This is a genomic window from Paraburkholderia sp. BR10872, from assembly GCF_040965835.1.
GTDB lineage: Bacteria > Pseudomonadota > Gammaproteobacteria > Burkholderiales > Burkholderiaceae > Paraburkholderia > Paraburkholderia nodosa_A.
In genome coordinates this window covers 16,345-35,879 of the sequence record NZ_JBFRCN010000043.1, presented here as the reverse complement: position 1 = coordinate 35,879, position 19,535 = coordinate 16,345, and the positions used below count along the sequence as shown (strand labels likewise).

Here is a 19,535-nt window from a genome sequence, read left to right as displayed (position 1 = left end):
ATTCGCTAATCATAGTGGCTTTCGCTCACACCGCCTTCCAACGTGATCGCAAGGCATTCGCGGCAGCGACAGCAAACTCACGCAGCAGATCGCTCAGGCCGTGACGAAGACAATTGCCCCCGCATCGGCAACCTGGGCGAACAACCGCACGAAACGATAGCTTTGCGCCTGGATAGTCAGTTCGTTGAGCCCGGAGCGCGTGCCTTCCAGTATCGCGCGAGCCACCGGCTCCGGAATCGCGCCGAGGTGCGCCCAGTCTTCCGGCAGCAGCGCGGGATCGCCCAGATAGACCTCGCTTTTCCCGCCAGGCGTTCGAACGAGAATCAGGCTTCCTCCCTTGTCGAGTGCAATTTCCAGGTACTCGGACAAGGTTGCCAATGCCTCTGTGTCGACATCGCGGGCGGCATGTGAATTCGAAGTCATAGGGTGGCCACGCTGAGTAGTATGTCGATCACTATCGTACCCCCGCTCCTGCCTGTTCGGCGCATTTTGACAGCGGCACACGTTCAGGGATGTAACCCGAACATACCGTGCCAGATCGCACTAAAGAGGTTCGCGTGACGACGATCGTCGGACTTTTGCGATTCCTCGTCGCCTGCGCCGTGCGATGAAGACGGCGGCACGGCTTCTTCCGGCGCGCCGGCATTGCGCGGCGCGGCGCTGCCCGCCTGACGCGACAGGTGCAGTGCGATAGCGCCGTCGGCAATGCGCCCGGCGAGTCGGGAATCGCAATCACTGGCGAGCAGTGCGCCGAATACGACGTCGCGGTTGTAGCCCTGCTCCGCGAAGCGCATGGCCACGCTCACGTGCCGCGCATAGGCCTCCTGACGCGCCGCCTCCTGCAAGCGCGCCTCTTCTTCCCGCTCGCGGGCCATACGCCCCATCTCCTTGGCATAGACTGCGTCATAGACGCTGCGCTGCGCCGGATCGGAAAGAATCGCGTAAGCCTCCTTGATCTCCTGGAACTGCGCATGCGCAGCGGCTTCGCGTCCCATATTACGGTCGGGATGCGCTTTCATCGCGGCCCTGCGGTAGGCCCGCTTGATGTCCGCGTCGCTTGCGTCGTCGCTTACGCCCAGCAAGTCATACAACGTCGCCATGGCTCGCACAAATGGAAGTGAGATGCGGTCGATCGTAGCATGTCGTCCGCGGACGCACCGCGCGTGCGATGACGATCGCCAGCCGGCAACCGATCAATTGTCCTAAGCAAACGAGCCGCGGATATCGAAATCCGCCCGCGCCGCCGGCGCGCAGCACCCGGGTTCTCAGCGTCGAACCCGGGTCCAGCGACACCACTCGTGGTGATCGAGATTGCGCAGCAAATCGGCCCTGCGCCGTTCGCGCCGATAGTGAGCGGCGACACCAACTGCGGCTATTACGAGCACGATCGTGCCGGCAGCCATACCCAGCCAGGACGGGTCCACGTCAGCCTCCTCGGATCCATGCGGATCGCAACCCAATTGTGAGCAACGCACTCTGAATATAGCCCGTCCGTGTGACAGACTATGCGGTCTCGACCGCCAATCAGCGCACTCGGGCGACCGCTCTCAGGAGCGCATCGCCTTGAGGCGTCACGCGGGGCGTAGGGAAGCCGGATTCGGGCGTATCGACGATGACGAGGTGCAGATCGCGAAGCGCACCGAGTTCCTCCCGGTCGGGCTCGATCCGCCCTGGTGCATTCTTTATCAGCATCAACGTGGCAAGTTCGTGGGGGCTCAACATGTTATTTCCCTCCCGCTTGATCCTGTTTTGATCACGCTTCTTCGCGACTGCGAGCTACCGCAGTTTCGCCGCAGTCTCCGAAGCGATGTCCATGCATGCGCGCGTGTACCCGGCCGCCTGTGAAGCAACCCACGGCAATAGCTCGACCTGGTTGCGGACGAATTGCTCGGGCGTCTGGACGGACAACATGCCTTCGAAGTGCTGTTGCGAACCAGCGAATATCGACCTGCAAGTCGCGAGATTCAGGCGTGAGAGTTCACAACACCATCGAATAGATGACCGGTCAACGTAGTCAACCTTACGGCCCACGATTCGCTTCCCGCCGCCGCGAATTTTTGATTAGACATACTAATTTAACCTCTGCGCATTTCATTAATCGTTATGTCTGCATCGACCGCGATTGATGTATGGCTTTTCAACGCAATTGGCATTGCCCATGCGAAAGCGAATGCCGGAGTCGAACTAGAGCCTTGATTCTAACTTTGTTAAATCCGTCTCATGAATGCTAGTTGAGTCAGGAGTTTCCCCAATTCATTACGCAGATGCGCCCGTTGACTTGTCAGCCTGGATCTCGGCCAGTCAGACAAGAACAGACGAACCACGGGTGTCGCGCAGTCAGATGACGCAAGACGTCAAACAAGATACGGCTTGCGATGAGGATTCATCGCAAGCGCGATTGTGAGTGCGGCGCTGTTGCGCCCTCAAACAACGGGAGCGGGAATATCAATGCGCGGCGACTTTCACCGCATTGCGTTGCGCAAGCAGTTCGCGTATGCGCGCCAGATGCAGATCGCCAACGGCCGTATGAACCGGCTCGACCTTGCGGGCACGACGCGCAGCAGGTGGCCATGCACCGAGGTATCGGCACAGCGCGGAAACGAACGGCCGCTTCCCCCCGCCAGCAAGTCGCCGCGTCGCAGCGGCGACCCGATCCGCCCCTACATTTGCCACCAGCCATTCAAACGCCTGACGGTCTTCGTCATTCACAATGCGAATTAGCGATTCCATGCGACGCTCCTACTGGACGTAAACACATACTGTGAATTTATACAGTATTTTGCGTCAGCGCAAGGCAAGTTTGAACTGGCTCCGGGGAGCGTTCGCATGGGGAAGGACAGATCGGGAGTCGCCTTCCAAGGGCGTTGCCTCGGGTGGAAGCGCGGGCGGGGCACTACTCGCTGGCCGCGGCGTCCCCCTTCTGGGCCGTCAACCGGTTCCTCACGGCCGTCACGCCCAGCACCGGCCTCGCCGCATTGCCCGCGCGCGAGATCTGCCAGGTCTCCGGGACTGTGCCCGAGAGCGTGACGACGCCATGGCTGACCCGAATGTGAATGTCTGAATCGTCGAGATCCGGCACGCGCCTGATGGCACGGCGAACGTCACGCACCACTGAGGTATCCGGCCGGCTTCCGGGCGTCGATGCCGAGACTCTTTGCACGGCCGCACCGGCCGGCTCGCTCACGCCGGTTTGCGCGTTCGCATTGGCAGCGCAGCTCGCGATAGCCACGAACACCATCGCGCCGATCGTTCCATTCGCACCGTTTCTGTTCATGCTGCCTCCATCGGGTCGAGTCAACCGAGGAAAAGCGCCACCTCTGAGCGTATGTTCGCACAGGAAGTCATGCGTCGCGTTCACGATGGCCTGGCCCGCCCCGATGCCTGCCCGAGCGCACACGCTGATGCAGCGGATGACTTCGGCGCCGCACTGCGCTACCCTAACAACTCCGATACAAAAAGTCGTCGTATAACCATGTCACACATCAGCACGGGCGTCGAATACGGGCTGCACTGCCTGCTCTATCTTGCCGGCACGTCCGCCGGCGTGCGCGAGGCGAGCGTACGCGACCTGGCGGAAATGCAGGGCGTGCCCGTCGATTACGCGGCCAAGCTCTTCACGCGCCTCGCCAAAGCCGGCATCGTCGAGTCGACCGAAGGCATACGCGGGGGCTTCAGACTCGCGAAACCCGCGCGCAATATTTCGGTGCTGGATGTCGTCGACGCCGTCGACGGCGACAAGGCGCTCTTCGACTGTCGCGAAGTACGCCGGCAATGTGCCGTTTTCGACGACGAGCCGCCCGCATGGGCCACACGCGGCACCTGCTCGATCCATGCCGTGATGCAGGGCGCCGAGCGCGCCATGCGCGCGGAGCTCAAGCAACACTCGCTTGCCGATCTCGCCACCCGCGCGTATTCCAAGGCGCCTGCCAGCTACCACCATCACGTGGTCGACTGGTTCACCGAGCGCGCTGCCAATCGGCGCGGGTAACGACCGTCGCGTTGCGAGCCCTTCCAGCATGCAAAAAAACGCGGAGCCTCCATCGAGGCTTCCGCGTCCAATCAGATCCGTCGTTATCCTGAAGGGTCAGGCAACCACGATGCGCAGCGGATCTGCGGCGGCGAGCGCTTGCTCGCGGTCCGCGCGAGGCGGATAGATCCATTCGGAGTTGATCTGGTGCTTGAGCTTCTTCGCCTCGGCGCCCTGCAACTTCACTTCGCGCTCCCAACCTTCCGTGTAGACCGCGCCCCACGGGCCCAGATCCAGACAGGTCACGTACTTCGGCTGGCTATACGGAATCAGAGCGAGGCCTAGCAGATCGGCGGCCACGTTGTGGCCTGCCGAGCGCCCCAGGTTCATCGCGTGCTGGCACGACATCATCGTGTGATTGCCTTCTTCGTCGGTGGCCGCGCGGGCGACGTCGCCCGTCGCGTAGACACCGGGCACGCCCTCCACCGCTAGATTGCGATCGACATGCAGACGTCCCATGGCGTCGAGGCGGCCCGGAATCTGCGCGGTCAACGCGCTCGCGCGCAACCCGGCCGTCCAGATCACCGTGTGCGATTCGATACGCTGGTCGTCCGTTGTCGTGACGCCGCCGGCATCCACTGAAGCCACACCCGAACCAAGCTTCGAGGTCACGCCGAGCGAACCCAGCGCCTCTTCGATAACGGGACGCGGGCCCGCGCCCAGGTCGGGGCCGATCGCATCGTTACGCTCGACGATGATCACCTTCACGTTCACCTGCTCGCCCAGCGCCGCGCGCAGGCGTGCCGGCATTTCCGCGGCCGTCTCGATGCCGGTGAATCCGCCGCCCGCCACCACCACGGTATTGCGCGCGGGCGTGTCCGGCTGGCTGGCCAGACTGCGGATGTGCGCTTGCAGTTCGACAGCCTCGTCGGTCTGATCCACGCTGAAGGTGTGATCGGCCAGGCCCGGGATCGACGGGCGGAACAGCCGGCTGCCAGTAGCCAGCACGAGGCGGTCGTAGCCAAGCGTAGAGGACCGGCCATCGACATCGGTCAGATCCACGGCGCGGCGCTCCACGTGAACGCGCTCCACCGTTCCCTGGATGAACTTGACGCCAGTCGCATCGAAGATCTCCTTGAGCGGCGCCCGGAAGTTCGCGGGGCCTTCTTCGTACAGGCGCGGACGGACATGCAGATGCGGATCCGGAGCGACCAGCGTGATCTCCACGTCCGTACGCCCCTGCTGATCGAGCAGCCGCGCCGCGCTCAGCGCGCTCCACATGCCGGCGAAGCCGGCCCCAATAACAAGAATACGCTTCGACATGTGTGCTTCTCCAATGCAGGGATACGTGATATCGGTGGACTCGCGCCGCGCCCGCGCTACGCATAACTCGGATTCTATGAGTCGTAGTTTAATCGCGCAAGCCCCCTTTTGGGGACGCACTGTTGACGAATCAGACAACGATGCCGTGTGGCCGGGCGCTACATGCCCATGCCCGTCCCTGCTCCCGTGCTTGTGCCGGTACCCGTGCCCGTGGTCGTGGCTGGGTTCGAAGTCGCATTCAGATCGAATCTTCCATACACGCCATCGGCTTCGTCATTCGGCCCCGCCGCGAAAAACAGCGTATTGGAAGGCTGATTGCCGAGGTCGTTGCCGAACGCAATGCCCCACACGCCTGGCTCAACAAGTGCATTGCCGTTCGAACTGTTGAGCGGCCCCATCGACTGGCCGTTCGATGCATTGAACGCGTTGATCGCGCCATTACCGAAATTGCCGATCAGAATCGCGCCGCTCATCGAGCCGAAGTTCGCGGGCGCTTGTGCAATGCCCCATGGCGCGTCGAGCGGACTGCCCGTCGCGAAGCGCTGCTTCAGGTTACCGGCCGTGTCGTACATGTCGACCATGCCAAGCCCCGCGCCTGCGACATCGTCGTGCTTCGCCGCGTCCTGCATCGCATAGGTGACGAACAGATTCGAGCCGATCGCCTGGATGCCGAACGGCGCGAAGCCGGCCGGCATCGCCGGGTCCGTGAAGCCGCCCGGCACCGTCACCTTGTTGAATGAGGTATTGAAAACGTCGATCTTGTTGTTATGGAAGTCGGTCGCGTAGAGGAAGTTCGCGTTGTTCATCGTCGCGAGCGCGAGCCCCTTGTACACTGCGCCGCCCGTGCCGTCGTCGTACATGACGAATGCGTTGGTTGGCCCGACCGCCGGCGCCCACGCGGTGATGGTGCCGCCCTCGCCCGCGAAGATGAACGCCGCGAGGCCTGACTTGCCGTTTTCCGTCACGGTAAAGCTTTGTGTGCCGTTGAAGACGATGCCCGTGGGTGATGCCGTGCCGTTCTTGCCGTTGGGTATCGCGACGATCAGCGATTGCGGCACGCCGTTGCCGTCATAGAGCGTTGCGACATTGGTGCCGTTGTCCGCGACCCAGGCAAAGCCATTCGGATTGAAGGCGACACCCCACGGATTCTTCAGATTCCCGTCGATGTGCGCGGCCGCCACCGCACCATCGGAAACGAGCGCCGTCGCCGTGAACGTCGACGGGACGGGCACGCTCGCACTGCTGGAGCCCGAGCTGGAACCGGAACTGCCGCCACACGACACGAGCGTCGCGATGGCCGCGCCACATGCTACGACGCCGAATACGGCGAGTAGAGACTTCATGACCGCACTCCTCGTTCAGTCCAAAGGGCTAACGGACAAAGAACGAGGAGGATGCGGCGTTTATTCCAGCGAAGAAACGGGGCTTGTTCCGCGGGCGATCGTAATGACTGAACTAGCTAGCGAAAAATCCGCGGCGGGCAACGAGCGCTATGCGTGACGATCCGGTGCCTGCAAACTTGCCGATACCGGCGGCAATCTGCGCGGCGTACCGAGCATGGCAAGTTGCTTCTCGTGCGGCGTCAGCGCGCCGCTGTCGCGCTTGTCCGCTTCGGCATACTTTTGCGCGGCATGAGAGAAATCGCCTTCGCCTTCCAGCGCCTGCCCCCACAGTTCATACGAGGGCGCGAAATCGGGACGAAGTTCCACCGCGTGCGCCAGTTTGACGATCGCCGCATCGTATTGTCCGTTGTCGATGAGCGCCTCGCCCCAGTCGTGCAGGATGTTCACATCGTCGCGGTGCATTTCATCTGCGCGATGGAACGCGCTGAGGGCTTCGGCATACCGGTGCGCGTGCAACAGGACGTCGCCGAGCAAGCGCTGGTTCTCTGCGGTACTCCACCGCTCGTGAGCGCCCGCACGAAGCTCCTCGATGGCGGCGTCGATTCTCCGCTCCTGCTCGAGTGCAATGCCGAGATTCGCCCGCAAGACGGCCGAGTGCGGATACAGCAACAGCGCGTCGCGCGACTGCTGCTCCGCCTCCTCGGAGCGGTTTTGCCGCAGCAGCAGCCAGCCTTTTCCAGCGAGCGCCCATTGGTGTTGCATGGAGCCCGGCCGGCCGAGGACATCGTCATAGATGGCTTCGACCTCGCTGTAGTCACATTGGCCCGGCGAACACCGTGTCTTTTGCACCGCTGCGAAGACATGGCTCGCGAGCGTATTCGGTTCGACGAGCCGCATGACCTCGATCGCGATGTCCCGCATCGACTGGTTGAAATCAGTACCGGTGAACGCAACGTCGTCGTGCATGGCGTTGAATGGCCCGTTTTCGATCTGAATATGCGCGACATAGGCATCCGCGCTGCCGTTCACATGTGTAATGCCGATATGGACGACCACGTCCTGCTTGTTCCTGAACAGCGTCGATTTCAGAAAGCCGACGATCGAAGCATAGGACATGTCCTCACCGGGCAGCTTGATATCGGGGCTGTCGTTATCGGCCAGCGATACATCGTGCGGTACCGCGTCGCTGTCGCTGCTGATTCCGCGCATCGCCGCAAGAATTCGTTCTGCCAGGAATTCCGGGGTATAGCCGGTGTCGGCCAGCGCTTTCGGTGTTTCCACCGGCGGCACCAGCACATGTTGGGTGAGCGCGCCGGAGATGACGAGCCAGCAAAAGGGACCGGCCAGGACCAGGATGATCCAGGGGAGCACAAAAGGCCACGCCACTCCTGGCAAGCGGCTGATCCACCCGATCAGAAACAACACATGCGATAGACCCGCGGGTCTGCGATCCGGAAGGCTCGACATGTTGCACCTCGATTCGGCTGCAGTTGGCTGGGCCCAACTGTCGATCGGCGTGAACGCATCGACTATGCCAGCGCTCGCAAACGCTTTACTGCCGGGCGTTTTGGCGATGTTTGCGAATTTCGCGCGTCGCAGGTGTTATCGCCGGGCCAACGCTCCGACAGGGGGAGTGCCGGTTCGCACCGGACACCTGCGAACGCGCGCTTACTTCACCGCCTCCGCGTCTTCGACCTCGCCCGCCACGGGCACGTTGCCCGAGGGGCTCATCATGCGCGGCTGCAGCATCAGCGCGACGAGGCCTGTCCAGCCGGTCTGGTGCGATGCGCCGACGCCGCGCCCGTTGTCGCCGTGGAAGTACTCGTGAAACAGCACGAGATCGCGGCAGCGCGGATCGGCCTGCAGCAGCGGGTACGCGCCCATCACCGGGCGCTCGTTGTTGCGGTCGAGCAGAAAGAGCGTCGTGACGCGACGCGCCAGCTCGTCGGCGATCTGTGCGAGCGAAAGCTTCTTGCCCGAGCCGGTCGGATACTCGACGCGAAAATCGTCGCCGTAGTAGCGGTGAAATTCATACAGCGACTCGATCAGCAGATAATTGACCGGCATCCACACCGGGCCGCGCCAGTTCGAATTGCCGCCGAACACGCGCGAGTCCGATTCGGCGGGCAGGTATCTGACGCGGAAGTCGCAGCTGTTGTGCCGGTAAACAAAAGGCTCGTCGAGATGGGCGCGAGAGAGCGCACGCACGCCGTGATCCGAGAGAAATTCGGCTTCGTCGAGCATACGCCGAAGCAGCGCTTTCATCCGGTGCCCTCGCAATAGCGAGAGCAGCAAGGAATTGCCCTTGCCGGGTTCGTTCCAGCGCGACACGAGGCGGGCAAGATCCGGCCGGTGCTGGAGGAAAAAGACTAGCCGCTCGCGCAGCCCCGGCAGGCCGCCGTGTACCCGCTCCTCCAGCACGCGCACCGCGAAGAAGGGAATCAGCCCGACGATCGAGCGCATGCGCAGCGGCACGCTGGTGCCGTCCGGCAGCCTCAGCTTGTCGTAGAAGAACTCGTCGACGCTGTCCCACAGGCCCGTCTCGCAGCCGTCGTCGCAACTCACCGCGCCCGCGATATACAGGAAGTGCTCGAAGAACTTCACGCCGATATCGACGAACACATGGTTCGCGAACGCGAGTTCGAGCGCGATGCGCATCAGGTCCAGGGCGTAGGCCGCCATCCATGCGGTGCCGTCCGCCTGATCGAGATGTCCGCCTGTCGGCAGCGGCGACGAACGGTCGAAGATGCCGACGTTGTCGAGTCCCAGGAAGCCGCCCTGGAAGATGTTGTGGCCGTCCGCATCCTTGCGGTTCACCCACCAGGAAAAATTCAGCAGCAGCTTGTGGAAGACAAGTTCGAGGAAATCCCGGTCAGCTTTGCCGGTGATCGCGCGATCGATCTCGTACACGCGCCATGCCGCCCATGCATGCACGGGCGGATTCGCGTCGCCGAATGCCCATTCGTAGGCCGGCAACTGGCCGTTGGGATGCTGGTAGCGGTCCTTCACGAGCAGCAGCATCTGCTTCTTTGCAAACATCGGATCGACCAGCGCGAACGCGACCGCCTGAAACGCGAGGTCCCACGATGCGTACCACGGGTACTCCCATTTGTCCGGCATCGAGAGGATGTCCGCGTTGCATAGATGCCGCCAGTCCGCGTTGCGCCCGCGCTGGCGCGCGGCGGGCGGTGTCGGCTGCAGCGGGTCGCCTGTCATCCAGCGGTTCACGTCGTACTGGTAGTACTGCTTCGACCACAGCATGCCCGCCAGCGCCTGGCGCTGCACGAGCCGCGCGTCGGCACTTTCGATGTCGCGCTGCAGCGCGTCGTAGAACGCGTCCGCCTCGGCAATGCGCTGCGCGAACAGGCTGTCGATGTCGAGCGCCACGTCCTCCTTCGGCGCGGATAGCGGACGCCAGCGGAACGTGACGACCGCGCGCCCGTGCGCCGCGATCTCGAGATGCACGCGCGCGGCCGCCTTCGTGCCCGCGTCGCGCCGGATCGCGTCGTTATTGCCGTGCACGACATAGTCGTCGAAGCCGTCCTTGAATGGACCGGCGCCGTCCATGCCGAACAGGCGCTTCACGTTGGTCTCGTTCTCGCAAAACAGCCACTCGACGCGCTCGCCTCTTTGTGCGGCAGCCGTCACGACGAGCGGCTCGTGCGTGCCGCAGTGCGCGACGACATGCTCACCCTCGGCGGACGAAACGAGCGCGAGCGACGGCTTGCTGCCTGTGGCCTTCCACGACCACGTGTTGCGCGCCCAGAACTGCGGCAACACGTCGATCGATGCGTGCTGCCCGGCGCGGTTCTCGACTGTCACGCGCATAACGATGTCTTCCGGCGTGTGCTTGGCATATTCGATCTGCACATCGAAATAACGCTGATCATCGAATGCGCCCGTGTCGAGGATTTCGTATTCGGGCAAGCCGGCGCCGCGCCGCGCGTTTTCGTCGACCAGGTCCTGGTAGGGAAACGCCGCCTGCGGGTACTTGTAGAGCATGCGCATGTACGAATGCGTCGGCGTGCTGTCGAGGTAGAAGTACAGCTCCTTCACGTCCTCGCCATGATTGCCTTCCTGATTCGTAAGACCGAACAGACGCTCCTTCAAAATCGGGTCGAGGCCGTTCCACAGCGCGAGCGAACAACACCAGTCCAGCCGCTCGTCCCCGAATCCGGCCAGGCCGTCTTCGCCCCAGCGATAGGCGCGCATGCGCGCGTGGTCATGCGGGAAATAATCCCACGCGGTGCCGTGCTCGCTGTAATCCTCGCGCACGGTGCCCCACTGGCGCTCGCTGAGGTACGGTCCCCAGCGCTGCCAGCGGGCGTAATCGGCCGAGTACAGGCGTTGACCTTCAACCGTGTGGATGAGGCCGGCGGCGCGCTGCAGCATGGGCATCTCCTTGAATTGGGGCCGCCACGGTGGAGCGTGGCGCGGCGAATCTCCCATGCTAGCGCGGTTTGGCCGCCGGGCGCATGCGCCGCGCTACGGGTAGGCGCTAGCCGCCATCGCCGAGCCGTTTGAGGATGCGCAGCAATTCGCCGAGCGACCATGCCTGGAACGGTGCGCCGCCAGGCTGGTGCGGCGCATCGCCATCGGCGACCTCGGAAACATGGTCGAGCCCGGCGCGGTCGAGATGCGCGAGCAGCGGCGTGACGAACCGCTCGCGAGCGAGCGCGCACTGCGCCGCGGTATCGCCGTTCACGCGCAGCCAGGCATCCACGAAGGGGCCGAGCAACCAGGGCCAGACGGTGCCCTGATGATAGGCGCCGTCGCGCTGCAGCACCTCGCCACGGTACTGCCCGCGATACGCGCGGTCAGACGGCGCGAGCGTGCGCAGCCCCATGGGCGTGAGCAGGTTGGCTTCGACCTGCGCCACGACCGCGCGCGCCGCATCGCCTTCGAGCAGCGCGAACGGCAGACCGCCCGCCGCGAAGATCTGGTTCGGCCGAATCGAGCAATCGACCGTACCGTCCACGTGATCGAGATCGACCACGTCGAACAGCGCGCCCGTCGACGGATCGACAAAGCGCCCGGCAAACGAGGCGCTTGCGCGCGCTTCCAATTCGCGCCAGCGCGTATCCCACGCCGCGGCGATGCGCAGCGCATTGATCCACAGCGCCTGTATTTCCACCGGCTTGCCGATGCGCGGCGTGACCACCCAGTCGCCCGCCTTCGCATCCATCCAGGTGAGCTGCACGCCCGGCACGCCCGCTCGCAGCAGGCCGTCGCGCGGATCGGCTGCGATCCCGTAGCGCGTGCCGCGCGCATAGCCTTCGAGGATGGCGTCGACGGCGCCCTGGAGCGCATGCCGCGCTTCGTGCGGCACGTTCCCGGCCGCAAAGTAGTCGTGCACCGCCACGACGAACCACAGCGATGCGTCGACGGAGTTGTATTCGGGCGCGCCGCCTGCGTCGGGAAAACGGTTTGGCAGCATGCCCTCAGAAACGGTCGCCGCCCATTCGAGCAGGATCGCGCCCGCCTCCTCGCAGCGCTCGTTCGCGAGCAGCAGGCCACGCATGGCGATGAACGTGTCGCGGCCCCAGTCGGTGAACCACGGATAGCCCGCGACGATCGTACGGCCCTCGCCGCGTGCAACGGCATAGGCATTGGCCGAACGCTGCAGACGCGAGCCGAGCGACGCCCGGCGCGCTTCTTCGATGCCGGCGAGCAGCTGCGCGCGGCTCGCCGCGCTATCGTTGCTGTCGAGCGAGGCATCCGGCACACCCGAAGATGGTTGCGCTTGCAACAGTATCACCGCATCGCCTATGCCCAGGTCAAACGTGAATACGCCTGGCGTCGCGAGATCCTCGATGTAGTCGAGCCCTCGCTCGCGTTCGCGCGGGTAGCAGAAGTTGCGGTACCAGTCCGGCGCATGCGTATAGCAGCCGTTGGAGCGCGCGACGATGGCGGGCAGATCGCCGTACGGTTGCCAGCGCACGTGCTCGCCGTCGATCTGGGCGTTGAAGTCGAACGCGGGGTTCTCGTGGTGCAACCCGTGATAGTCGCGGCCCGAGATCAGCAGGCGGACTTTCAGCACGGCAACGCCAGCCCCGAAGGGTGCATCGAGCCGCCAGCGCAGCACGGTTTCGCGGCTCGCCTTCGCCACGAAAACTTCTGCTGTGAGCACGGCGCCGCCGTCCAGCCGGTAGCGCCACGTGGGCCACGGCGAGGTGTCGAAGCTCGCGATGCGCCCCGAGGTATCGGGATAGAGCAGATCGGGGGCGTAGCGCTGCATCGTCAGCGCGGTCTTGCGCTCCCCGTCCTCGAGCCAGGCTTCGATGCCGTTGACGAGCACCACGCGGTTCGTGGGCGGCTGCATAGCTGTGAGCAGCAGCGCGTGGTAGCGACGCGTACGCGCGGTGCCGACTGTGCCGGATGCAAATCCGCCGGCGCCGTCCGCTTCGAGCCATTCGTCGTCGAGGCGCTGCGCATCGATGGGGCTGTGAAGACGCGTCATCGGTTGTCCTACCCTCGTGAATCATCTGCGCAACGATACTCCCGTCGGCGCGGAGCAGCCAGAAAGCGAGTCGAAAGACGCGGGCGACGTGAACATCGCGAAATTGTTTACGTGCGTGCAGGGTTAGCGGGGCTCGGGCCGCCCGCGCCGCTGCCGGTAATGGATCTGCGCGGGCACCTGAATGGACTCGGGCGCGCCTTCGCCTTCGAGCAGTGAAAACACGCAACGCAGGCTATGTTCCGCGAGTTGCGCGCTGTCCTGCACGATGGCGTCGATGCGAAGCGGCAGGCAGTCGAGCAGTTGATGATCGTCGAAGGTCATCACGCGGCCCGGCGCCTGGGCCAGTTGATGCGCCTCGTTCACGAACTCCAGCAAGCCTTCGAGCAGCGTGATCGAACCGGCGAACAGCGCCTCGGGGTAGCGCCCATGTGCTTCGAACCAGGCCTTCATCAACGCATAGCCCGACTCTCGCTGGTAATCGCGCTGATACACCCAGTCGGCCTGCTCCGCAATGCCGTGCCGCTCTAGCGCGAGCCGATAGCCCGCAAGGCGGTCGCGGCTCGGGGAAAGTTCCGGCTGGCCACCGAAGAACACTACTTCCCGTGCGCCCTGTTCGATCGTCTCGCCCACCAGAGCCGCCACCGTTTCAGCGGCGTCGGTAATTACATAGGGAATCGCGCTCGTCGCCACGCGGCGGTCGGCGAACACGATCGGCAGACGCTTCACCCACTTGTCGTAGCGCGGCGCTTCGGCCGTGCACGGGACGACCACCACGCCATCCACCTGCTGCGCGACCAGATGCGCAAGACCCTCGGTCTCGCGCACCGGATCTTCGTCGCTCGTCACGATCACGAGCTGATAACGGTAGCGCTCGCGGCATTGCCATTCCATGGCCTGGGCGAGCGCGGCGTGCGCCGAGTTGGTCAGATCGGGAATCACGAGGCCGATCGTGTTGCTGCGCCGCGAGCGCAGCGCGCGCGCCGATTGCGACGGCGTGAAATGATGGTCCCTCGCCACCTGCAGCACACGCTCGACCGTGGCCGCCGAAATGCGGTAGCGCTCGGCATTGCCGTTGAGCACCATGCTGGCCGTGGTCCGCGAAACCTCCGCGAGGCGGGCAATGTCGTCGATAGTCAGACGCTCGAACTGGGACACGCGGCGTTCCTGCTGGATGTGGGTTGGGGATCGGGTGAACGCGGGAGCGAAGAGCGGGCGACGCGGCTGCGAGCCAGGGCAAGGCCCAAAACGAAGCGCCCCGTGTGGCACGGGGCGCGCAGTCACTCTCAAGTGCGCGCGGTCGCGAAGTCTTCGCGTCCGATGGTACTACGCTCGCGCGCGCCTGAAAACGTGCTTACAGTTTGTACAGGTTCAGCGGCACCGGGATGAACCTGTCGACCGGCTGACCGTCGACCACCTTCTTCGCGGCCTGCACGCCATACTGGCCGATCAGTTCGGGCTGCTGCTGCACGGTCGCGGCCATCTGGCCGGACTTGACCGCGGCGATCGCGTCGTCGGTGGCGTCGAAGCCGACCACGGCCACGTTCTTCAGGCCCGCAGCCTGCAGCGCCTTGACCGCGCCCAGCGCCATTTCGTCGTTCTGCGCGAACACGCCCTGAATGTCCTTGTTGCTCTGGATGATGTTTTCCATCACCGAAAGGCCCTTGGCGCGATCGAAGTCGGCGGGCTGCTTCGTGACGATCTTCACGCCGCCCTTTGCCGCGATTTCGTCGTCGAAACCGGCGCCGCGCTCGTTGGCCGCCGACGAACCCGGAATGCCTTGCAACTCGACGATGTTGCCCTTGCCGCCCAGCTTGTCGGCGAGAAAACCGGCAGCCATCTTGCCGCCTGCCTTGTTGTCCGAAGCGATATGCGAGCTGACTTCCGCGCCGTTCACGCTGCGGTCGAGCGAAATCACCTTGATGCCCTTGCTCGTCGCTTCCTTCACGACGTTGGCCACGGCCGAAGAATCGGTCGGGTTGATGAGGATGACGTTGACCTTCTTCTCGATCAGGTCCTCCACGCTCGCCTGCTGCTTCGCCGGATCGTTCTGCGCGTCGACGGTGATGAGCGTCACGCCGTCCTTCTTCGCCTCGTCTTCGGCGCCTTTCTTGAGCGAGACGAAGAACGGATTGTTGAGCGTCGAGATCGACAGGCCGACTGTGACCGCGCCGCCCGAAGCCGGCGCCGCCGACGCGCCCGCATCGGCCGTGCTGCCCGGACCTTCCTTCGAGCAGGCCGCGAGGCCCAGCACGAGCGAACCGGCGGCGAGCGCCGCAAAGAGTTTCGAAATCGACGGCGAATTGTGCTTATGCATAGTCTTCCTCCTCGTTATATGTGGAGTGTGTGGAGATAAAATCTCAGGATACCTATTGATGCCAAACTGCCGCGCCAGGCGAATGAAGCGTGGCGCGGCCTGGGTATTACGACGACTTCTTGTTGCCGCGATCGATCAGCACGGCGAGCAGGATCACGATGCCCTTGATGACCTGCTGATAGAACGACGACACGTCGAGCAGGTTCAGGCCGTTGTTGAGCACGCCGATCAGCAGCGCGCCCACGAGCGTGCCGAAGATCCAGCCGCGGCCGCCCGTGAGGCTCGTGCCGCCCAGCACGACCGCTGCGATGGCGTCGAGCTCGTAGCCCGTGCCCGCGGTCGGCTGCGCGGAGTTCAGGCGCGAAGTCAGCACCACGCCCGCGAGCGCCGACATGACGCCCGCGATCGTGTACACCCACAGCTGGATGCGATCGACCTTCACGCCCGAAAGCTTCGCCGATTCCGCATTGCCGCCCGTTGCGTAAATATGGCGGCCGAACACGGTCTTGCGCAGCAGGACCCAGAACACGCCGAACATCGCGAGCATCAGCACGACGGGAATCGGCACGAGGCGCGCGACATAGCCGCCGCCCAGCAGCGAGAAGAAGTCGCTGTTGAAGCTGCTGATCGGGCTGCCGTTCGACACGACGAGCGCGAGGCCGCGCAGCACCGTCATCGAACCGAGCGTGGCGATGAACGGCGCGACCTTGCCCTTGCTGATGACGAGTCCGTTGGCGAAGCCCATCAGGCCGCCAGCCACGAGGCCGGCGAGCGTCGCGACGATAGCGGGCGTGCCCGTGCTCAGCAGCGTCGCGATGATCACCGAGGAAAGCGCGAGCACGGAGCCCGCCGAGAGATCGATGCCGCCGAGCAGAATCACGAGCGTCATGCCGAACGCGATCAGCGCATTGATCGACGCCTGGCGCATCACGTTGAGCAGGTTGTCGAGCGTGAGGAAATCGCGGCTCACGATCGAGAGCGCCACGGAGATGATCAGCAGTGCTACGAAGGGTCCGAGCTTTTGCAGCGTCGCCCGGCTGCCGGGGGTAAGGGTCACTTGCGACATGTCATGTCTCGCTGGTTTGCAGTGTATGTGAGTAAGCGCCTTCGCTCAGGCTGCCACGGCTTGCGCAGCGCTCGCCTGGCCGCCGGCTGCCGCCGTCATGATCAGTTCCTGAGTGGCCGTGGCCGCCTCGAAGATGCCGTTCTGGCGTCCCTGATGCATGACGAGAATGCGGTCGCTCATGGCGAGCACTTCGGGCAACTCGGACGACACCATCACGATGGCGACGCCCTGCGCCGCGAGCTGATTGATGATCGTGTAGATCTCGGCTTTGCCGCCCACGTCCACGCCGCGCGTGGGCTCGTCGAGCAGCAGCACCTTCGGCGGCTGCGCCAGCCACTTCGCGAACACGACCTTCTGCTGATTGCCGCCCGAAAGCGCCTTGACGTCGAGTTCGGCGTCGCGCGTGCGCACACGCAACTGCTCGATGAGACCGTCTACGGCGCTGCGCTCCGCGCGCTCGTTGACGAAGCCGAGGGTGGCGTACTGATCCAGATGCACGAGCGTCGCGTTTTCGCGCACCGACATGCCGAGCACGAGCCCCTGACGCTTGCGGTCTTCCGTGACGAAGCCAATGCCCGCCGCAATCGCGCTGGACGCGTCGCGCACCTCGAGCAGCCTGCCGTCGAGCGTGACCGTGCCCGCGCTCTTGCGGTTAGCGCCGAACAGCGTGCGCAGGATTTCGCTGCGCCCGGCGCCCATGAGTCCGGCGATACCGAGCACCTCGCCCGCGCGCACGTCGAACGTAATGCCTTCGATATGGCCTTCATCCGCCAGACCGGCCACGCTCATGCGCACATCGCCCGGTGCATGGCTGCGTTTCGGAAAACGCTCGCCGATCTCGCGGCCCACCATCAGGCGCACGATCTCGTCGAAACCGGTGTCGCGAATAGCGCGTTCGCCGACGAAATGGCCGTCACGGAGCACGCTGATCTTGTCGCACACGCGGAATATCTCTTCCATGCGGTGCGAAACGTAGACGATCGCCACGCCGCTCGCCTTGAGCGACTGCATGATCTCGAAGAGCGTTTCGATTTCGCGGTTCGTGAGCGCGGCGGTCGGCTCGTCCATCACGAGGACTTGCGCGTTCAGCGACAGCGCCTTGGCGATTTCCACGAGTTGCTGCTGACCGATGGAGAGCAGCCCTGCTTCGGTCTGCGGATCGATACGCTGCGCGCCGACCTTGTCGAGCCACTTGCGCGCCTCTTTACGCATCGTCGCGACATCGACCATGCCGAAGCGGCTCGGCTCGCGGCCAAGGAACAGATTCTCCATCACCGTCAACTGCGCGATGAGGTTCAATTCCTGGTGAATGATGGCAATGCCCGCGCGTTCGGCCTCGACGGTGCTGCGGATCGGCACCGCGCGCCCATCGACGAGGATCTCGCCTGCATCGGCTTGATACACGCCGCTCAGGATCTTCATGAGCGTCGATTTGCCGGCGCCGTTCTCGCCCATCAGCGCGTGGATCTCACCCGCCTCGATGCGGAAATCGACGCCTTCGAGCACCCGAACCGGACCGAACGCCTTGCCGATCCCCTGCATCATCACTTGCATCCTGGACCTCTCAGAAGATCACGCCCGAATGCAAAATCACATTCGCGTAGGGGCTGCATTCGCCGGTGCGGATCACCGCCTTCGCCTCGCGGCAGCGGCGCTTGAATTCTTCGTGCGGCACGGTTTCCACGGCGATGTGCGTGGCGGCCATCTCGCGGCTGCGCGCCACCACGGCCGCGTTATGCGTCTGCGCCTCGCTCGCGAACACCGCGCGCTCGACCTTGAAGTCGGCGAGCACGCTGTCGAGCACGGCGAAGAAGTCGGGCACGCCAACCGCGAGCGAAACGTCGATGCATTCCATGCCGTCGGGAATGGGCAGCCCGCAATCGGCGATCACGAGGCTATCGGTGTGGCCCATGCGGGCGAGCACGCGTGCGATGTCGCGATTCAGATGTCCGTGTTTTTTCACTGCGAATCTCGGGCTTGCGTGTTCAGAAAGGCTTCGAGTTCGGCGAGCGTGGGCATGCCGCCCTGCGCACCGGCGCGCGTCACCGAGAGCGCGCCTGCCGCGTTCGCGCGCCGCACGGCCTCGCCAATGCCGAGATGCCAGAACGCCGCGAGTGCGCCGTTGAAGGTGTCGCCGGCGCCGGTCGTATCGACGGCTTCGACGGTGAATCCCGGCTGATGCACGAGCGCGCCATTGGCATCGGCGTAGTACGCGCCGTCTTTGCCGTGGGTCATGGCGATGCGCATGGGCGAGCGCGCGATGACCTCGGCCCACGCGCCTTCCGGCGTTTGCAGCGCGGTGGCGAGTTCATGCTCGTTGGGCGTGAGCAGCGTAGTCAGTTCGAGCAGTTCGCCGCTCAGTTCGACTGCGGGCGCGGGATTGAGAAAGAACGGCTTGCCGTGTTCGCGAGCGCGCCGCGCGGCGTGCAGCACCGTTGCGTAGGGCACTTCGAGTTGGGCGAGCACGACGTCGGCCTGCGCGATCGCGGTGCTTGCACGGTCGATGTCTTCGGGCGAAAGCTCGTGGTTCGCGCCGGGCACGACGATGATCGCGTTATCGCCGCCCGAGAGCGTGATCGACGCGATGCCGGTCGCCTCGCGGCCCGTGCTTACGTGGGCGATATCGACGCCTTCGCGCGCCAGCGTCGCTTTCATCTCGCCGCCGAACGCATCGGCGCCGACGCAGCCGATCATCGTCACCTCGGCGCCAAGGCGCGCCGCCGCGACCGCCTGGTTCGCGCCCTTGCCGCCCGGATGGGTCGAAAAATGCGTGCCGAACAGCGTCTCGCCGAGCCGGGGAAACGTGTCGGTCGTGACGACCATGTCCATGTTGATGCTGCCCACCACCACTACGCGCGCCATTGCACTCCCTTTCGACGGCTTGCCGCGCCTGCGGTTTTTTGCCGTGCTAAAACGTAATCAGCTTGGGAGCGCAGTTATACCAGAGTGCTCACGCGTGTGAAATAGACCCAGGGTATAACCGGATGCGCAGGACAATATGTCCCCGATTACTGGTGGGCCGGCCGTAGTGGGGCACCGGCTCTATACGAATCCGGCGCGGT

At 64.2% G+C, this 19,535-nt stretch carries 20 protein-coding genes; 3 read left to right on the top strand and 17 right to left on the bottom strand.

Annotation, left to right across the window (positions count from 1 at the left end; translation table 11 throughout):
* Positions 1-93: 93 nt before the first annotated feature.
* Both AB4Y43_RS28325 and AB4Y43_RS28320 read right to left on the bottom strand, forming a co-directional pair.
* On the bottom strand, positions 94-423 hold the full coding sequence (locus tag AB4Y43_RS28325; RefSeq protein WP_069262163.1) for a hypothetical protein: 330 nt from the start codon (positions 421-423) through the stop codon (positions 94-96).
* 83 nt (positions 424-506) lie between these two features.
* Positions 507-1,100, bottom strand: a complete 594-nt coding sequence (locus tag AB4Y43_RS28320) for a DnaJ domain-containing protein (protein WP_368729302.1) — start codon at positions 1,098-1,100, stop codon at positions 507-509.
* A gap of 198 nt (positions 1,101-1,298) precedes the next feature.
* Here AB4Y43_RS28320 and AB4Y43_RS28315 point away from each other — a divergent pair, with 198 nt between their 5' ends.
* Positions 1,299-1,466 carry a hypothetical protein gene (locus tag AB4Y43_RS28315; protein WP_342948187.1) on the top strand — a complete coding sequence of 56 codons (168 nt, stop codon included), beginning with the start codon at positions 1,299-1,301 and terminating at the stop codon, positions 1,464-1,466.
* 58 nt (positions 1,467-1,524) lie between these two features.
* On the opposite strand, the gene AB4Y43_RS28310 is transcribed toward AB4Y43_RS28315, so the two are convergent.
* The 4 genes from AB4Y43_RS28310 to AB4Y43_RS28295 form a co-directional block, all read right to left on the bottom strand.
* The gene (locus tag AB4Y43_RS28310; protein ID WP_028204658.1) at positions 1,525-1,722 is read right to left on the bottom strand and encodes a hypothetical protein; all 198 of its coding nucleotides are present in this window, start codon (positions 1,720-1,722) and stop codon (positions 1,525-1,527) included.
* Between the two features lie 54 nt (positions 1,723-1,776).
* Positions 1,777-2,031 carry a phasin family protein gene (locus AB4Y43_RS28305; protein ID WP_368729301.1) on the bottom strand — a complete coding sequence of 85 codons (255 nt, stop codon included), beginning with the start codon at positions 2,029-2,031 and terminating at the stop codon, positions 1,777-1,779.
* 414 nt (positions 2,032-2,445) lie between these two features.
* Complete coding sequence (locus AB4Y43_RS28300) at positions 2,446-2,709, bottom strand: hypothetical protein (RefSeq protein ID WP_342948188.1); 264 nt, start codon at positions 2,707-2,709, stop codon at positions 2,446-2,448.
* A gap of 184 nt (positions 2,710-2,893) precedes the next feature.
* Positions 2,894-3,274, bottom strand: a complete 381-nt coding sequence (locus AB4Y43_RS28295) for a BON domain-containing protein (RefSeq protein ID WP_069262167.1) — start codon at positions 3,272-3,274, stop codon at positions 2,894-2,896.
* A 198-nt stretch (positions 3,275-3,472) separates the two neighbouring features.
* Here AB4Y43_RS28295 and AB4Y43_RS28290 point away from each other — a divergent pair, with 198 nt between their 5' ends.
* Positions 3,473-3,988 (top strand): Rrf2 family transcriptional regulator, encoded by a 516-nt coding sequence (locus AB4Y43_RS28290; protein ID WP_368729300.1) that lies wholly within the window; start codon positions 3,473-3,475, stop codon positions 3,986-3,988.
* A gap of 96 nt (positions 3,989-4,084) precedes the next feature.
* Here AB4Y43_RS28290 and AB4Y43_RS28285 read toward each other — a convergent pair whose 3' ends face one another.
* Together AB4Y43_RS28285 and AB4Y43_RS28280 are read right to left on the bottom strand one after the other, a co-directional pair.
* Entirely contained in the window at positions 4,085-5,290 is a 1,206-nt protein-coding gene (locus AB4Y43_RS28285; RefSeq protein WP_368729299.1) for an NAD(P)/FAD-dependent oxidoreductase, read from the bottom strand.
* Between the two features lie 158 nt (positions 5,291-5,448).
* Positions 5,449-6,633: a TIGR03118 family protein gene (locus AB4Y43_RS28280; protein WP_368684307.1), complete on the bottom strand. Its 1,185-nt coding sequence runs from the start codon at positions 6,631-6,633 to the stop codon at positions 5,449-5,451.
* Between AB4Y43_RS28280 and AB4Y43_RS28275 the strand changes: the two genes are divergently transcribed.
* The gene (locus tag AB4Y43_RS28275; protein WP_368610199.1) at positions 6,632-6,790 is read left to right on the top strand and encodes a hypothetical protein; all 159 of its coding nucleotides are present in this window, start codon (positions 6,632-6,634) and stop codon (positions 6,788-6,790) included. The two genes, AB4Y43_RS28280 and AB4Y43_RS28275, sit on opposite strands and share 2 nt — an antisense overlap.
* On the opposite strand, the gene AB4Y43_RS28270 is transcribed toward AB4Y43_RS28275, so the two are convergent.
* The 9 genes from AB4Y43_RS28270 to rbsK all read right to left on the bottom strand — a co-directional run bounded on the left by AB4Y43_RS28270 (position 6,781) and on the right by rbsK (position 19,335).
* Positions 6,781-8,100 (bottom strand): tetratricopeptide repeat protein, encoded by a 1,320-nt coding sequence (locus AB4Y43_RS28270; RefSeq protein WP_368729298.1) that lies wholly within the window; start codon positions 8,098-8,100, stop codon positions 6,781-6,783. The genes AB4Y43_RS28275 and AB4Y43_RS28270 overlap by 10 nt on opposite strands.
* Before the next feature lie 201 nt (positions 8,101-8,301).
* Positions 8,302-11,031: a glucosidase gene (locus AB4Y43_RS28265; protein WP_368603200.1), complete on the bottom strand. Its 2,730-nt coding sequence runs from the start codon at positions 11,029-11,031 to the stop codon at positions 8,302-8,304.
* A 100-nt stretch (positions 11,032-11,131) separates the two neighbouring features.
* The gene (locus AB4Y43_RS28260; RefSeq protein WP_368729297.1) at positions 11,132-13,093 is read right to left on the bottom strand and encodes an amylo-alpha-1,6-glucosidase; all 1,962 of its coding nucleotides are present in this window, start codon (positions 13,091-13,093) and stop codon (positions 11,132-11,134) included.
* Between the two features lie 123 nt (positions 13,094-13,216).
* Positions 13,217-14,248 carry a substrate-binding domain-containing protein gene (locus AB4Y43_RS28255; protein WP_368603202.1) on the bottom strand — a complete coding sequence of 344 codons (1,032 nt, stop codon included), beginning with the start codon at positions 14,246-14,248 and terminating at the stop codon, positions 13,217-13,219.
* Positions 14,249-14,444: 196 nt separating this feature from the next.
* Positions 14,445-15,407 (bottom strand): ribose ABC transporter substrate-binding protein RbsB, encoded by a 963-nt coding sequence (rbsB, locus tag AB4Y43_RS28250; RefSeq protein ID WP_368729296.1) that lies wholly within the window; start codon positions 15,405-15,407, stop codon positions 14,445-14,447.
* 106 nt (positions 15,408-15,513) lie between these two features.
* Positions 15,514-16,473, bottom strand: coding sequence for an ABC transporter permease (locus AB4Y43_RS28245; protein ID WP_069262176.1), 960 nt, complete (start codon positions 16,471-16,473; stop codon positions 15,514-15,516).
* 45 nt (positions 16,474-16,518) lie between these two features.
* Positions 16,519-18,018, bottom strand: a complete 1,500-nt coding sequence (locus tag AB4Y43_RS28240; protein WP_368729295.1) for a sugar ABC transporter ATP-binding protein — start codon at positions 18,016-18,018, stop codon at positions 16,519-16,521.
* A gap of 19 nt (positions 18,019-18,037) precedes the next feature.
* Positions 18,038-18,436: a D-ribose pyranase gene (gene rbsD, locus AB4Y43_RS28235; RefSeq protein ID WP_342948199.1), complete on the bottom strand. Its 399-nt coding sequence runs from the start codon at positions 18,434-18,436 to the stop codon at positions 18,038-18,040.
* Positions 18,433-19,335: a ribokinase gene (gene rbsK / locus AB4Y43_RS28230; RefSeq protein ID WP_368684300.1), complete on the bottom strand. Its 903-nt coding sequence runs from the start codon at positions 19,333-19,335 to the stop codon at positions 18,433-18,435. The genes rbsD and rbsK overlap by 4 nt, the downstream gene beginning before the upstream one ends.
* Positions 19,336-19,535: the final 200 nt, after the last annotated feature.